This is a genomic window from Streptomyces sp. P5F9, assembly GCF_057961495.1.
On record NZ_JBXVPZ010000239.1, the window covers coordinates 1 to 14,710 of the forward strand.

The 14,710-nt window shown below is 68.7% G+C and carries 11 protein-coding genes; 8 read left to right on the forward strand and 3 right to left on the reverse strand.

Features of this window, described 5'->3' with window-relative positions:
- Positions 1-52 precede the first annotated feature (52 nt).
- Positions 53-952, reverse strand: a complete 900-nt coding sequence (locus AC31A1_RS30985; RefSeq protein ID WP_489656497.1) for an SCO2400 family protein — start codon at positions 950-952, stop codon at positions 53-55.
- 255 nt (positions 953-1,207) lie between these two features.
- On the opposite strand from AC31A1_RS30985, the gene AC31A1_RS30990 reads away from it, so the two are divergent.
- From AC31A1_RS30990 to AC31A1_RS31025, 8 genes are all read left to right on the forward strand, one after another.
- Positions 1,208-2,365: a mandelate racemase/muconate lactonizing enzyme family protein gene (locus tag AC31A1_RS30990; protein ID WP_489656498.1), complete on the forward strand. Its 1,158-nt coding sequence runs from the start codon at positions 1,208-1,210 to the stop codon at positions 2,363-2,365.
- Positions 2,362-3,366, forward strand: a complete 1,005-nt coding sequence (locus tag AC31A1_RS30995) for a zinc-dependent alcohol dehydrogenase (protein WP_489656499.1) — start codon at positions 2,362-2,364, stop codon at positions 3,364-3,366. The genes AC31A1_RS30990 and AC31A1_RS30995 overlap by 4 nt, the downstream gene beginning before the upstream one ends.
- A gap of 121 nt (positions 3,367-3,487) precedes the next feature.
- The gene (locus AC31A1_RS31000; RefSeq protein ID WP_489656500.1) at positions 3,488-4,462 is read left to right on the forward strand and encodes a hypothetical protein; all 975 of its coding nucleotides are present in this window, start codon (positions 3,488-3,490) and stop codon (positions 4,460-4,462) included.
- A 229-nt stretch (positions 4,463-4,691) separates the two neighbouring features.
- Positions 4,692-5,804, forward strand: a complete 1,113-nt coding sequence (gene chvE, locus AC31A1_RS31005) for a multiple monosaccharide ABC transporter substrate-binding protein (RefSeq protein WP_489656501.1) — start codon at positions 4,692-4,694, stop codon at positions 5,802-5,804.
- 47 nt (positions 5,805-5,851) lie between these two features.
- A complete protein-coding gene (mmsA, locus tag AC31A1_RS31010; protein ID WP_489656502.1) occupies positions 5,852-7,402 on the forward strand; it encodes a multiple monosaccharide ABC transporter ATP-binding protein in 1,551 nt (516 codons plus the stop codon).
- Positions 7,399-8,643, forward strand: a complete 1,245-nt coding sequence (gene mmsB, locus AC31A1_RS31015) for a multiple monosaccharide ABC transporter permease (RefSeq protein WP_489656503.1) — start codon at positions 7,399-7,401, stop codon at positions 8,641-8,643. The genes mmsA and mmsB overlap by 4 nt, the downstream gene beginning before the upstream one ends.
- Positions 8,644-8,719: 76 nt before the next feature.
- The gene (locus tag AC31A1_RS31020) at positions 8,720-9,874 is read left to right on the forward strand and encodes an aldose epimerase family protein (RefSeq protein WP_489656504.1); all 1,155 of its coding nucleotides are present in this window, start codon (positions 8,720-8,722) and stop codon (positions 9,872-9,874) included.
- A 180-nt stretch (positions 9,875-10,054) separates the two neighbouring features.
- Entirely contained in the window at positions 10,055-11,773 is a 1,719-nt protein-coding gene (locus tag AC31A1_RS31025; RefSeq protein ID WP_489656505.1) for a pyridoxal phosphate-dependent aminotransferase, read from the forward strand.
- A gap of 132 nt (positions 11,774-11,905) precedes the next feature.
- Here the strand turns inward: AC31A1_RS31025 and AC31A1_RS31030 are convergent, their stop codons facing one another.
- Together AC31A1_RS31030 and AC31A1_RS31035 are read right to left on the reverse strand one after the other, a co-directional pair.
- Positions 11,906-13,510, reverse strand: a complete 1,605-nt coding sequence (locus tag AC31A1_RS31030; RefSeq protein ID WP_489656506.1) for a methyltransferase — start codon at positions 13,508-13,510, stop codon at positions 11,906-11,908.
- Positions 13,511-13,579: 69 nt separating this feature from the next.
- Positions 13,580-14,710 (reverse strand): 4-hydroxybenzoate 3-monooxygenase (locus AC31A1_RS31035; RefSeq protein WP_489656507.1); only part of this gene is annotated, 1,131 nt, incomplete at its 5' end.

Genomic DNA, 14,710 nt, shown 5'->3' on the forward strand with positions numbered 1-14,710 from the left:
GGCTGGGGGTACCCCCTCTGGGGGAGGGACTTTGCGGACACGGCCTGGCGGCTCAGGAACACCACCACAGGATCTGCTTGCAGGTCTCCGAGGGCGACGGTGTCGGGCTCGGGTCCGAGGACGACGGTTCCGAGGACGGGGTGGTGCTCGGGTCCGTCGAGGAGGTCGACGCGGGGGACGTGGTGCCGGCGCCCTCGGTCGGGGTCCGCGACTCCTTGGGGTCCTTCGTCTCCTTCGCGGACTTCGAAGGCGACGCGGACGGTGATGCCGACGCGTCCGGGGACGCCGTACCCGCGCCGGTTCCGACGGTCTTCGTGGCGTCCAGGGGCTCGGCCGTCTGGCTGGCCTCGGCGTCCGCCCCGCCCTCTGCGGACGCGCCCGGCGCCGCGGACTTCTGGGTCGAGAACGGCGCGTCCGTGCCCAGCTCCGCCAGACTCAGGCCGCCCGCCGCCAGTACGAAACCGGCCGTTATGAGGAGCACCCGGCGCCGCCGCCGACGGTGTGCCGCGGCCTTGCGATCGCGACGGCTCGCACCCGTCGCATCCGGGCTCTCGGGATCGCCGTCGTCGTCCCCGACCATGGCGAGGGCGCTCTCGCCCCGGCCCCGTCCGCGGTTCTTCCGCCGCGCGGCGCGGCCCTGGTGTTCGGCGCCCTCGTCGTACGGGCTCTCGGTGTCGCCGTCGAAGTCGCCGCCGTCGCCGCCGACCCGCCCGCGCCCGCGGTTCTTCCGCCGCGCGGCGCGCCCCTGGGGCTCGCTGCCCTCGTCGTCTTCCGGATGCCCGTCGCCGGGCTCGACCGTGTCCTCGCGCGGGGCCACGTCCGTTTGTGAACGCGCGTCAACTACGCGCGCGTGGGCGCGAGTTGACTCGACCGGGGCTTCGACTGGTGCGCCGCACCCCGGGCACGCGAGGGCGCCGTTCAGGTGCCGGCCGCAGGGGTGGCAGTAGTCCATGACGCGGGAAGACTAAGTTCCTCACAGATAACGTTCATAGTCACGCCTGTGAAAGTTGTGTGGGGACGCGGCGGGAAACGCCAAGAATCGACACGAACCGGCGCCGCCGAGCGGTACGCCGATCGCGCCTCTTGCCGAAACCGTTACATGTTCGACCCATTGACACCCCCGCCCCGCCGTCCTTACTGTCTGCCCAGCATTTCGAACGTGAGCCGAAATTTCGAACAGCACTGAAGAGCACAGGGGGCATCTGCCGTGCGCATCACGGGAATCAGTACGCACGTGGTCGGGACGCCATGGCGCAATCTGACGTACGTCCAAGTGCACACCGACGAGGGCGTCACCGGCGTCGGCGAGACCCGGATGCTGGGCCACACCGACGCGCTGATCGGTTACCTGCGCGAGGCCGAGGCAAACCACATTCTCGGTTCCGACCCCTTCGCCGTGGAAGACCTCGTACGCCGGATGAAGTACGGCGACTACGGGCGCGCGGGTGAAATCGTCATGTCCGGCATCGCCGTGATCGAGATGGCGTGCTGGGACATCAAGGGCAAGGCCCTCGGCGTACCGGTGTGGCAGCTGCTCGGCGGCAAGGTCACCGACAAGGTGAAGGCGTACGCGAACGGCTGGTACACCACCGAGCGGACCCCGGAGGCCTATCACAAGGCCGCCCAGGGTGTCGTGGAGCGCGGCTACAAGGCCCTGAAGATCGACCCCTTCGGCACCGGGCACTTCGAACTCGACCACGAGCAGACCCTGTACGCGGTATCCCTCATCGAGGCCGTGCGGGACGCGATCGGTCCGGACGCCGAGCTGATGCTGGAGATGCACGGCCGGTTCTCGCCCTCCACCGCCGTACGGCTCGCGCACGAACTCGCGCCGTTCAAGCCCGCGTGGCTGGAGGAGCCGGTCCCGCCGGAGAACCTGAAGGCGCTGGAGAAGGTCGCCGCGAAGGTGGACATCCCGATCGCGACGGGTGAGCGCATCCACGACCGCATCGAGTTCCGCGAGCTGTTCGAGAGCCAGGCCGTCGACATCATCCAGCCCGACGTCGGTCACATCGGCGGCATCTGGGAGACGCGCAAGCTCGCCGCGACCGCCGAGGCGCACTACGTCCTCGTCGCCCCGCACAACGTCGGCGGCCCCGTCCTGACCGCCGCCTCGCTCCAAGTCGGCTTCTCCTCGCCGAACTTCAAGATCCTGGAGCACTTCAACGACTTCGCGGACGCCGACATCAAGAAGGTCGTCAAGGGCGCCCCGCAGGTGATCGACGGCTACTTCCACCTCTCGGACGCACCCGGTCTCGGCGTCGAGCTGGACACCGACGCGGCGGCCGAATTCCCGCAGCAGCAGGCGCGGTTCGACCTGTGGGCGGACGGCTGGGAGCAGCGCAAGCCGAAGGGTTCGAAGTGAGCACCGCGGTCGTCATCGAGGCACCGGGCGAGCACCGGCTCGCCTCGCACGAGCCGCGGCAGCCGGACGCGGGTGAGGCGCTGGTGCGCGTCCACGCGGTCGGCATCTGCGGCAGCGACCGCGAGGTGTACCAGGGCAACAGGCCCGAGGGATACGTCCGTTACCCCCTCACCCCGGGCCACGAGTGGTCCGGCACGGTGGAGGCGGTCGGCGCCGGGGTGCCCGCGACCCTCGTGGGCCGCAAGGTCGTCGGCGAGGGCTTCCGCAACTGCCAGGTCTGCGACCGCTGTCACGCGGGCGAGACGACCCTGTGCACGGCGGGCTACGAGGAGACCGGCTTCACCCAGCCCGGCGCGATGGCCACCACCCTCACGCTCCCCGCCCGGCTCCTCCATGTCCTCCCGGACGAGGCCGACTTGACGGCGGCGGCGCTGCTGGAACCGGCGGCCTGCATCGCGGCGGCGGCTCTGAAGGCGAACGCGCGGCCGGGTGAGCGGGTCGCGGTGGTCGGTACCGGCACGCTCGGGATGTTCGCGGTGCAGTTCCTGAAGGCGGGCTCGCCGGCCGAGTTGCTCGTGGTGGGTTCACGCCCGGACCGGGCGGCCCTCTCCGAGCAGTTCGGCGCCACGGACTTCCGTACGAAGAACGAGCCCCTCCCGGACGACTTCGACGTGGTGATCGAGACCGCCGGCTCCGCGGACGCGGCCCGCACCGCCGCCTCCCTGCTCCGGCGCGGCGGACGCCTGATCCTCACCGGTATCCCCGCGCCGGGCGCCGAGGGCCTCGACCCGACCGATCTCGTCGTACGGCAGCTGGAGGTGCACACCGTCTTCGGGGCACCGCCGGACGCCTGGGCGCACACGGTCCGGGTCTTCGGGGCAGGTTTGCTCGATCCGCTCCCCCTGGTCACCCATGAGCTGCCGCTCGCCGAGTTCCCGCAGGCCATCGAGCTGGTGGGGTCCGGTGACCCCAAGGTCGGGAAGGTGCTGCTGCGGCCGTAGGAAACCCCAGCCGTACGTCGGCACGGGGTGACCTGACCACCCCGTGCCGACGTACCACCAGAGCCTTTCCGTACCCCGAGCCGCGAACCTCGTCCGAAATACCGAACACGAAGGACAGCAAGTGACCGACACCGCCACGGCAGCCCGCAGGCCCGGGGAGCAGGCCCTCTCCGCGCTCGGCCTGGGCGCGCCCGCCCTGGACCCCGCCGACGCCTCCACCCACACCTTCCCGGACGGCGGTCGCTGGCGCACCGAGATCCCCTCGTGCGAGGGGCCCGAGGCGCTGGCGGTCGTCCTCAAGGAGTCCTCGCGCCTGGACGTGCCGATCCACCGGATCAGCCAGGGCAGCGGTGTCTGGATGCTGACCGACTCCGAGATCACCGAGATGGTCGAGGCCACCGCCGAACGCGACATCGAGCTCTGCCTGTTCACCGGTCCGCGCGGGACCTGGGACATCGGCGGTTCGGTCCGTTCCGACTCGCGCGGCGGGGGCCTGCGTGCCCGGGGCCACGACGCGGTTGCCGGGTGCATCGAAGACGCCGTCCGCGCAACGGAGTTGGGCGTCAAGTGCCTGCTCGTCGCCGACGAGGGTGTGCTGTGGACGTTGCACCGGGCGCGGGTGGCCGGGATCATTCCGGCCGACACGACGCTCAAGGTCTCGGCGCTGATCGGTCCGGTCAACCCGGCGGCGTACGCGGTGTACGAACGCCTGGGCGCGGACTCGTTGAACGTGCCGAGCGATCTGACGCTGGATCACCTGACCGAGATCCGGCGGGTGTCGGCGGCTCCGATGGACATGTACATCGAGGCGCCGGACGACCTCGGTGGCTACATCCGGATGTACGAGGTCGCCGAACTGATCCGCCGGGGCGCCCCGCTGTACCTCAAGTTCGGCCTCTCCAAGGCCCCCGGCATCTACCCGTGGGGCACCCACCTGCGCGACGTCACCCTCGACACGGCGCGCGAGCGGGTCCGCCGGGGCCGGCTGGCCCTGGACCTCCTCGCGAGGCACGGCGCGGATGGCGACATGGCGGCCCTTGGTACCAGGTTGCCGGGGGCCCTCAACCGTTTCCCCGCAGAGAGTGCCACTGACTGACGAACAGGGTCTGCGGGCCGCCTGTGGCTGGTCGCGCAGTTCCCCGCGCCCCTAAAAAACCCGGGTCGGCACTTAAGGGGCGCGGGGAACTGCGCGCTCAGCCCCCACCGGCCCGCACCACACAACACAACCGGCAGCAACCCTCACCCGCACAACCGAACCCCACATCCTGAACCACCCCCAACGCTCGCTACACCTCTCAACGACGAGAAGAATGAGGCCAGTTCACATGCGCATCCGCAGAAACCGCGCCCTCCCCCTGATAGCCGGCGCCGCCACCCTCGCGCTGACCCTGTCCGCATGCGGGCAGAGCGGTTCGGGCGGCAGCAAGGAGAAGGAGAGCAGCGCCAAGGGCGGCACGATCGGCATCGCGATGCCGACGAAGTCGTCCGCGCGCTGGATCTCCGACGGCAACAACATGGTCAAGGACCTCAAGACCAAGGGCTACAAGACCAAGCTGGTCTACGGCGAGGACGACCCGGACACCCAGGTCTCGCAGATCGAGAACATGATCACCCAGGGCGTCAAGGGCCTGATCATCGCGGCCATCGACAACAAGTCCCTGAACAACGTGCTCCAGGAGGCCGCGGCCGCGAAGATCCCGGTCATCGCCTACGACCGCCTCATCCTCGGCACGAAGAACGTCGACTACTACGCCTCGTTCGACAACACCAAGGTCGGTGTCCTCCAGGGCACGTACATCATCCAGAAGCTCGGTCTGGACAAGGGCAAGAAGGGCCCGTTCAACATCGAGCTGTTCGCCGGCTCGAACGACGACAACAACACCAAGTACTTCTTCAACGGCGCGATGAGCGTGCTCCAGCCGTACATCGACAAGAAGGAACTGGTCGTCAAGTCCGGGCAGACCGCGCTCAACAAGGTCACCACCCTGCGCTGGGACGGCACCAAGGCGCAGAACCGCATGGAGGACATCCTCACCGGCTCCTACAAGAGCGGCCGGGTCGACGCGGTGCTGTCGCCCTACGACGGCATCTCCATCGGCATCCTGTCCGCGCTGAAGTCAGACGCCTACGGCACCGCCGGCAAGCCGCTGCCGGTCATCACCGGCCAGGACGCCGAGCTGGCCTCGGTGAAGTCGATCATCGCCGGTGAGCAGACGCAGACCGTCTACAAGGACACCCGCCAGCTCGCCAAGGTCGCGGACACCATGATCGACGACGTCCTCAACAAGAAGACGCCGCAGACCAACGACACCAAGACCTACGACAACGGCACCAAGGTCGTCCCCGCCTACCTGCTCCAGCCGGTGAGCGTCGACAAGACGAACTACGAGGACGTTCTGGTCAAGGGCGGGTACTACACGGACGCCCAACTCAAGTAAGTCCGCGGCCAGTTACCCGACCCCACACTTGATTGGTAGGCACGACCATGGCGGGACCCGTCCTGGAAATGCGCTCGATCGTCAAGACCTTTCCCGGTGTAAAAGCGCTGTCGGACGTCACGTTGACGGTCCGTCAGGGCGAGGTCCACGCCATCTGCGGTGAGAACGGCGCCGGGAAGTCCACCTTGATGAAGGTGCTCTCCGGCGTCCATCCGCACGGCAGTTACGAGGGCGACATCCTCTTCGAAGGAGAGGAGTGCCGCTTCCGCGACATCCGGGCGAGCGAGCAGCGCGGCATCGTCATCATCCACCAGGAGCTGGCGCTGGTGCCGTTCCTCTCCATCGCGGAGAACATCTTCCTCGGCAACGAGCACGCCTCGCGCGGGCGCATCAACTGGAACGAGACGCTGCGGCACGGCACCGAGCTGCTGCGCCGGGTGGGCCTGAGCGACCACCCGGAGACCCGCGTCGCCGACATCGGCGTGGGAAAGCAGCAGCTCGTGGAGATCGCGAAGGCGCTGTCGAAGAAGGTGAAGCTGCTCATCCTGGATGAGCCGACGGCGGCCCTGAACGACGAGGACAGCGCCAAACTCCTTGATCTCATCCTGGAGTTGAAGAAGCAGGGCATCACCTGCATCATCATCTCGCACAAGCTGAACGAGATCCGCAGCGTCGCCGACTCGGTGACGATCCTGCGCGACGGCCGCTCCATCGAGACGCTGGACGTGAAGGCGCCGGAGACGACCGAGGAGCGGATCATCTCCGGCATGGTCGGCCGCGACCTCGACCACCGCTTCCCCGAGCGCACCCCGCACGAGGGGAAGGCGGAGGCGGCGCCCGCTCTGGAGATCCGCGACTGGACGGTGTTCCATCCGATCGACCAGCAGCGCAAGGTAGTTGACGATGTGTCAATAAATGTGCGCAGGGGCGAGATCGTCGGCATCGCCGGACTCATGGGCGCCGGCCGCACCGAACTCGCGATGAGCGTCTTCGGGCGCTCCTACGGCCGCTACGCCGGCGGCACGGTCCTCAAGGACGGCCAGGAGATCCGCACCAAGTCCGTCGCGGAGGCGGTCGGACACGGCATCGCCTATGTCACCGAGGACCGCAAGCACTACGGCCTCAACCTCATCGACACGATCAACCGGAACATCTCGCTGGCGGCCCTGAACAAGGTCTCCCAGCGCGGAGTCGTCGACGAGCAGGAGGAGCGGCAGGTCGCCGAGCGGTTCCGCAAGTCGATGAACATCAAGGCGCCGACGGTCTTCGAGCCGGTGGGCAAGCTGTCCGGCGGCAACCAGCAGAAGGTCGTCCTCAGCAAGTGGATCTTCGCGGGTCCCGATGTGCTGATCCTGGACGAGCCCACCCGCGGTATCGACGTGGGCGCCAAGTACGAGATCTACACGGTCATCGACCAACTCGCCGCCGAGGGCAAGGCGGTGGTCTTCATCTCCTCCGAGCTGCCGGAACTGCTCGGCATGTGCGACCGCATCTACACGATGGCGGCGGGCCGGCTGACCGGAGAGGTGCCCCGGGCCGAGGCCACGCAGGAAGTGCTGATGCGCCAGATGACGAAGGACAAAGAGGTATCGCGATGAGCACGGACGTGACCGCCAAGAGCCCGGCCCCCGCGCCGCCGGGCGGGAGCGGATCGGCCGCGGGCGGCGGCCTGTTGCAGCTGATACTCGGCGGCCTGCGCCGCAACATGCGGCAGTACGGCATGCTGATCGCCCTCGGTCTGATCGTGATCCTCTTCGAGGTCTGGACCGGCGGGGACCTGCTGCTGCCGCGCAACGTCTCCAACCTGGTGCTGCAGAACAGCTACATCCTGATCCTCGCGATCGGCATGATGATGGTCATCATCGCCGGGCACATCGACCTGTCGGTCGGTTCGCTGACGGCGTTCGTGGGCGCCTTCGCGGCCGTCCTGATGGTCAATCACCAGGTGCCGTGGCCCGTCGCGTTGGTGCTGTGCCTGCTGATGGGCGCGGTCGCGGGCTCCGTACAAGGACTGTTGATCGCCTACGCGGGCATACCGTCCTTCATCGTCACCCTCGCCGGGATGCTGCTCTTCCGCGGACTCACCGAGATCCTCCTCCAGGGCCAGACTCTCGGCCCCTTCCCCAACGGCCTGCAGAAGATCGGCAACGGCTTCCTGCCCGCCGTGGGCCCGACCACCAACTACCACAACATCACCCTGCTGTTGGGCCTCGTGATGATCGCCGCGGTGGTGTGGCAGGAGGTGCGCGACCGGCGCCGGCAGCAGGAGTTCTCGCTCGACGTGGCACCCGCCAAGCTGTTCCTGCTCAAGCTCGTCGCGATCGTCGCCGCGATCCTCTGGCTCACCCTGCTGCTCGCCAGCTACGACGGTGCGCCGATCATCCTGATCATCCTCGGTGTCCTGGTGGCCGGTTACGGCTACGTGATGCGCAACACCGTCTTCGGCCGCCACATCTACGCGATCGGCGGCAATCTGCCGGCCGCGAAGCTGTCCGGCGTCAAGGACAAGCGCGTCACCTTCCAGGTGTTCCTGAACATGGGCGTGCTCGCGGCCCTGGCGGGTCTGGTGGTCACCTCCCGCCTCAACGCGGCCTCGCCGAAGGCGGGCGACGGCTTCGAACTGGAGGCCATCGCCTCCTCGTTCATCGGTGGCGCGTCCATGAGCGGCGGTGTCGGCACCATCCTCGGCGCCATCATCGGCGGTCTCGTCCTCGGCGTGCTGAACAACGGCATGAACCTCCTCAGCGTCGGCACCGACTGGCAACAGGTCATCAAGGGCCTCGCCCTGCTGACCGCGGTCGGCTTCGATGTGTGGAACAAGCGCAAGTCCGGATCGTAATGTCAGCCCGGGCCCCGTCTGTTGTCCGTCCGACGCACAGCACGACGGGGCCCCTTCCATGTGCAGGAGCCGCTCAATGGAACTGAACAGACGCACGGTCATCGCAGGTGCCGCGGCAGCCGGTATCGCCGCGAGCGCACTCGGTACGGGTACGGCGCAGGCAGCCTCGGGAGGCAAGAAGCCCGTGAAGGAACTCTTCGGCACCCTCGCCGACGGGACGAAGATCTACCGCTGGTCGCTGGCCAACGGCGGCACCCGCCTGAAGGTCCTCTCCTACGGCGGCATCATCCAGTCGCTCGAACTCCCGGACCGGCACGGCAAGTACGCCAACGTGTCGCTCGGCTACGACAACCTCGCCGCGTACGTCGCCGGCACCACGTTCTTCGGCGCGACGATCGGCCGGTACGGAAACCGCATCGCCAAGGGCCAGTTCACCCTCGACGGCAAGGCGTACCAGCTCTCCGTCAACGACGGTGTCAACAGCCTGCACGGCGGTGCCAAGGGCTTCAACACGAAGGTCTGGGACATCGAGCCCTTCACCAAGGGCTCCGACGTCGGCCTGTACCTCTACTACACCAGCGTCGACGGCGAGATGGGCTACCCGGGCACGCTGAAGACGAAGGTGACCTTCACCCTCACCAAGCACGGCGACTGGCGCATCGACTACGAGGCCACCACCGACAAGCCGACGGTCGTGAACCTCACCAACCACACGTACTACAACCTCGCCGGCGAGGGCAGCGGCACGATCGAGAACCACGAGCTCACGATCGCCGCCGGCCGCTACACGCCCACCGACACCGGTCTGATCCCCACCGGCGAGCTGGCGACGGTCTCCGGCACCCCCTTCGACTTCCGCAAGGGCAAGCCGGTCGGCCGGGACATCCGCGCGGGCCACCCCCAGCAGGTGCAGGCCAAGGGCTTCGACCACAACTGGGTCCTCGACAAGGGCGTCACCGCCAAGCCGGAACACATCGCCACCCTGCGCGACCCGCGCTCCGGCCGCACCCTGAAGATCGCCACGGACCAGCCGGGCCTGCAGTTCTACTCGGGCAACTTCCTCGACGGCACCCTCGTCGGCACCTCCGGCCACACCTACCGGCAGGGCGACGGACTGTGCCTGGAGACCCAGCACTTCCCGGACTCCCCGAACGAGCCGTCGTGGCCGACGACGGTGCTGCGCCCCGGTCAGACGTACCGCACGACGACGATCCACACGTTCGGCGTCTGAAGCCGCACCACCGACGCGTAGTTCGGAACCGGGGTTCCCGAACTCACACCATTTTCACATCCGTTGAACAGTGCCACACCCGTCTCCGTATTCATGGGTGGCCCGTGCTCCCCCGCGCGGGCCACCCAAGACGACGGGCCCGGTCGTCCCCGCCGGGCCCGCCTTCATACGGAGGTTCCATTGGCCGACTCCAACGTCACCTCGCTGTTCCGCAGTACGGCGGCGCACAGCCCGTCGATGGCAGCGCTGGCGCGTGAGAGCGACGGCACCGGCCCCGTGGACTTCTGTATTCCGTGCAACCCGTACTTCCCCACCCCCGCCATGTTCGACGAGATGGCGGCCCGGTTGCGCGAGATCATCACGTACTACCCGAGCAGCGCCGACACCATCACGGCCGAGCTCTGCAACCTGCTCCAACTCCCGCCGAGCTGCGTCGCGATGGGCAACGGTTCGACCGAACTGATCACCTGGATCGACCACTTGATGGTCCGCGAGTCCCTCGCCATCCCCGTCCCCACGTTCGGCCGCTGGACCGACCAGCCCATGGAGACCGGCAAGCGGGTCGACATGTTCCCGCTCCAGGAGTCCAGCGGCTTCGCCCTCGACCTCACGCAGTACGCCGAGTTCATCCGCAAGCGCAACACCAAGGTCGCGGTCATCTGCAACCCGAACAACCCCGACGGCGGCTTCATCCACAAGCAGGCCCTCGTCCAGTTCATGGACGCGATGGCCGACCTCGACCTCATCATCATCGACGAGTCGTTCCTGGAGTTCGCGGACGCCGAGGTGGAACCGAGCGTCGTACAAGAGGCGATGCTCCGCCCCAACGTGGTCGTCCTGCGCAGCCTCGGCAAGAACTTCGGCCTGCACGGCATACGGTTCGGCTACCTCGTCGCGAACCCCGCCCTGGCCGGCCGCATACGCTCGATGCTCCCCAAGTGGAACCTCAACGCCTTTGCCGAGCATGTGGTGTTCATCCTCAGGGAGCACGGCGCGGAGTACGCGCAGAGCCTCCAGCAGGTGCGCCGCGACCGGCTCGACATGGCGAGCCATCTCTCCGCGCTGCCCGGCCTGACGGTGTACCCGTCGCAGGGGAACTTCCTCTTCGTACGTCTCCCCGTCGGCGCCGAAGGCACGGTGGTCCGGGACCGGATGCTCACCGAGCACCGCATCCTGGTCCGCGAATGCGGCAACAAGATCGGTTCGTCCAGCCGCTTCCTGCGGCTCGTGGTGCGCCCCCAGACGGACGTGCGTCGCCTGGTGTCCGGCATGGAACAGGTGCTCTACGGGACCAGGAGGGGAGCCGCCGTACCCGAGCTGGGTACAGGGACCAACTACAGCTCGGGTACGGCGGCCGTGGACCGCCTGGTCGGGGCGACGAACGGGGCCGGGATGCAGAATCTCGCCGCGCAGGCCCTTGGCACGGGTACGTCGGGGGCCGGCATGCCCGCGCGGATGCCCATGCCCGCGGTGGCTCAGATGCCGCAGCCTCAGCCGGTGCCGATGCAGGTGCCTCAGCCGCAGCCTGTTCCTCAGCCCCAACAGCCGCAGCCCCAGCCTCAGTTCCAGCCGATGGTGGCCGCGGCGCAGGTTCAGCAGATGCCGATGACCGGGATGACCGACCAGCAGTCGAACGGGATGGGCATGCCGATGCAGATGACGCAACAGGCTCCGGCGCAGATGCCCCAGCAGCCCTACGGCGTGCCTGCCCCTGCCCCCGCTCCGATGCCGCAGGGACCGACGCCGACCGGTGTGCCTGCGCGTAATGGGCTTACCGCGGCGCAGGTTCGAGGGGCCACCAGTCCTAACGGGATGCAGAACCTCGCGCCGGCGCCTGCTACCGGGTGGCCCAATGCGCAGAGCTGGCCCAATGCCGCGGGGATGGGGCAGGCGGGTTAAGGGGTCATTGCCGGGTGCGGAGGCGTTGCGGCTTCCGCCATAGGGCACACGACGTAGCCGTGACGCAGGGCGGCGGCCGTCCACTCAATCCATACGTGACCAGGCCAAGCCCGGCACTTTTGTCAGGAGTCCTCAGGGAGTTGCCCTCACAGCGCTGATGAGTGACGCGCCCAACGGCAGAAGGTGACTCGCCTGTACCTCGAAGCCTGCCTTCTCCAGTAGGCGTCGGAAATGGTCCTCGTCGCGTTCTCGGCCGCCCACGTTGCACAGCATGTGGACGTCCCACGCGACCGCCGTCGGGGTTGGCAACAGGCGTTCCACCAGCAGGAGTTGAGCACCCGGGCGCATGGCGTCCGCGCAGCGGCTGAGGATCGTGAGGCAGCGGTCGTCGTCCCAGTCGTGGAGGACTCGGGAGAGGAGGTAGACGTCTCCGCCCTCCGGTACGGAGCGGGTGAAGTCGCCGGCTACGAAGGAACAGCGTTCGGTGAGTCGGGTGCGGGCGGCTTCCAGGGCGCGGGGGCGTTCGTACAGGACGCCCTCCAGGTGGGGGTGGGCCCGGAGCAACCGGCCCAGCAGCGCGCCGTTTCCGCCGCCTACGTCCACCACTCGCCGTGCCTTCGAGAAGTCGATCAGCGTGGGAACCGGGGTGAACATTTCCGCGCTGGCCGCCATCGCCCGGTGGAACAGGCCTCCCAGTTCGGGGTGTTGGGCGAAGTACGGGAAGTGGTGTTGGCCGTTGCGGTGGGCGAAGGCTTCCTCGCCGGTGCGCACGGAGTGGGTCAGGCCCGCGAAGGAGTCGTAGAACGGGCCCGCGTAGAGCCGGGCCAGGGGGTTCAGGGAGAACTCCGTCGCCGTGCGCAGGGGTTGGCCTGCCGCAGTGAGGTGGTAGGTGTCGTTCGATGCCGTCAGCAGGCCCAGCGTCGTCAGGTAGCGGAGCAGGCGGCGCAGCGCGTCCGGGTGCGTCGAGGTGAGGGTCGCCAGGCGTTCTGCCGGCATGCCGGGGTGGTCCGCCAAGTGGTCCGCGATGTTCAACTCGGCCATCGTGGCCACCGCTTGGGTGGCCCAGGCTCCGGTCATCACGGTGAGCAGGGTTGTCGTCGGGTCGGGGAGCGGGTCGTGGCGGCCGGGGAGGCGGAGTTCGAAGCGGCGGTGGGTTGCGGTGCGGTGGTAGAGGACGGTGACGTTCTCGTGGCCGTTGTAGCCGCCGCCGTCGGGGACCGCGCCGCCCCGCTCCTGGAGGAGGAGCCGTAGGCCTGCGGGGACGACCGGGCCGGGGGCCGTGACCGCGAAAGCGTGGTGGGACTCGTGTTCCGCCTCGCGTTCGTCGGCCGCCACCGCCTCCAGTGCCGAGTCGGGGGGTACGGGGAGCGCGAAGATCTCCACGCTGCGGGTGCCGGCCGCCACGTGCACGATGCCCACCGGGATGTCGGCGAGTTCCGGGCCGTAACGGCGGGTCAGGCGGTCGCGGACCACGACGCTCGGGGTGACCGGTCCCGGCTCGTGGCCGAGGCGGCGGAGTTCCTCACAGAGGCCGTCCAAGGAGTCCGGGAAGACCAGGACCGCTGTGTGGTCGAAGACCAAGTGGCGTGCTACGTCCGCCCGTTCGGCCGACGTGAGGGCCGGGAGGAGTTCGGCGAGGACCTGGTCCGTGTCGTGGGTCTCGACGTAGGCCGCCGCGCGCTGGATGCGCGCTGCGTCGGCTGCGGCGAGGCGTGCCTGTACGACGGGGAGGTTCATGAAGGGGTTCCCGGTGGATCGTGGGGACGGGAGACGGGAGACAAAAAAACGAGCGAGCGGGAGACGGGATCAGATGCCCGTGTAGTTCTCGGCGAAGAAGTCCTGGTGCGTGCGGGACGCGCGCAGGCTGTCCAGGCGGGCGTACTGGAGCGCGCGGCCGTAGCGGGCGTGGGCATCGACGGTGTCCTCGGCGGACGGGCCGTGCAGCAGGCCGCTCATCCAGTGCGAGAACTCGTGGGCCCGCCAGACGCGGGGCAGGCAGTCGGCCGCGTAGCGGGCGAGGTCGCTCTCGTCGGCGTGCTTCAGCGCCGACGTCAGTGACCGGGCGAGGCGTTCCGCCTGGAGTACGGCGAGGTTGGCACCCTTGGCGGCGGAGGGGCTGATGAGGCCGGCGGCGTCGCCCGCCAGCCAGAGGTGGCCCTCGCCGAGGGTGTCGAGTACGTCGGAACGCAGGTCGACGACCGCCTTCTCCAGGACCGGGCCGTCCTTGAGCCGGCCGAACTCGTCGACACGGAGCCGAATCGCCAGCTCGGTCCAGATGCGGTCCTCGTTCCAGTCGGCGGGGTCGGTTCCGCGCGGGCACTGGAGGTAGTAGCGCGTGACGGTCGCCGTGCGGGCCATGTGACCGGCGAATCCCCGTTCGTGCAGGGCGTATCCGACGGCTTCCATGCTCGGCGGGGCCTCGACCAGGACCGCGAGCCAGCTCACGCCGTGGTCCCAGCGGGCGGTGCGGGTCCCGTGGGCGGTCATGGTCGCGCGGGCGACCCCCCGGTGTCCGTCGCACCCGGCGACGTAGCGCCCGGTGACGTCCGTGCCGTCGGACGCCCGTACCCGGCCCTCGGAGATCTCCTCGACCTCCGTGTCGAAGCGGATCTCGCCGCCGCGTCGGAGGTATCCGGCGAGGAGGTCCCGTACCAACTCCTGCTGGGGGTAGACCGTGTGGACCTCGCCGCGCCCCAACTCGCCGTAGTCGAGGGTGAATTCACCCTGCTCGCTGCGGAAGAGGCAGGTCCGGTGGGTGTGCCCCCGGGCCAACAGCCCGTCCGCCAGCCCGTGTTGGGTGAGGAGGCGGACGGAGTGGGCGGCCAGGAATCCCGCTCTGGCCCGCCCCTCCACCGCCTCGCGTCCGCGCCGTTCCAGGATCACGCAGTCGATGCCGCGGTCCAGCAGCAGGTTCCCCAGGACGAGCCCCGCCGGGCC